The sequence below is a fragment of the Paraburkholderia heleia NBRC 101817 genome, from assembly GCF_000739775.1.
Taxonomy (GTDB): Bacteria; Pseudomonadota; Gammaproteobacteria; order Burkholderiales; family Burkholderiaceae; genus Paraburkholderia; species Paraburkholderia heleia.
This window is the reverse complement of record NZ_BBJH01000101.1, coordinates 1-981: the sequence shown is the minus strand read 5'-3', so window position 1 is coordinate 981 and position 981 is coordinate 1. Positions and strand designations below refer to the sequence as shown.

Sequence of the window (981 nt, the reverse complement as noted above, 5' to 3'; positions counted from 1 at the left end):
TCCTGCGTAACTCGAACGGCGAGCGCTTCATGGAGCGTTACGCGCCGACCCTGAAGGACCTGGCGCCGCGCGACTTCGTTTCGCGCTCGATGGACCAGGAAATCAAGGAAGGCCGCGGCGTGGGTCCGCACAAGGACCACGTGCTGCTCGACCTCTCGCACATCGGCGCCGAGACGATCATGAAGCGTCTGCCGTCGATCCGCGAAATCGCGCTCAAGTTCGCGAACGTCGACTGTATCAAGGAACCGATCCCGGTTGTGCCGACCATCCACTACCAGATGGGCGGCATTCCGACGAACATCAATGGCCAGGTCGTCGGCACGCCGAAGGGTCACGAAGAAGTCGTGAACGGCTTCTACGCCGTGGGCGAATGCTCGTGCGTCTCGGTGCACGGCGCGAACCGCCTCGGCACGAACTCGCTGCTCGACCTCGTGGTGTTCGGCCGTGCGGCCGGCAACCACATCGTCAAGCACGTGAAGGAACTGCGCGACCACAAGCCGCTGCCGGCCGACGCCGCCGACTTCGCACTCTCGCGCCTCGCCGAGCTCGACAAGTCGACCTCGGGCGAGTACGCGCAAAGCGTCGCGAACGACATCCGCGGCTCGATGCAGAAGCACGCAGGCGTGTTCCGCACGTCGAAGCTGCTGGCAGACGGCGTGAGGGACATCGCGCAGATCGCCGAGCGCGCGAAGCACATCCACCTGAAGGACAAGTCGAAGGTGTTCAACACGGCGCGCGTGGAAGCGCTCGAAGTGGCGAACCTGATCGAAGTTGCGCGCGCCACGATGGTTTCGGCTGAAGCCCGTAAGGAAAGCCGCGGGGCGCACGCACAGAGCGACTACGAACACCGCGACGACGAAAACTGGCTGCGCCATTCGCTCTGGTTCAGCGAAGGCGACCGGCTCGATTACAAGCCGGTCCACATGCAACCGCTGACCGTCGAGTCCGTGCCGCCGAAGGCGCGTACGTTCTAAGGCACAC

At 64.3% G+C, this 981-nt stretch carries 1 protein-coding gene; it reads left to right on the top strand.

All coding sequences use genetic code 11. The features are described from left to right. Nucleotides 1-974: FAD-binding protein (locus BHE01S_RS35835; protein ID WP_042273263.1), on the top strand; the 974-nt coding region annotated here is incomplete at its 5' end. Nucleotides 975-981: the final 7 nt, after the last annotated feature.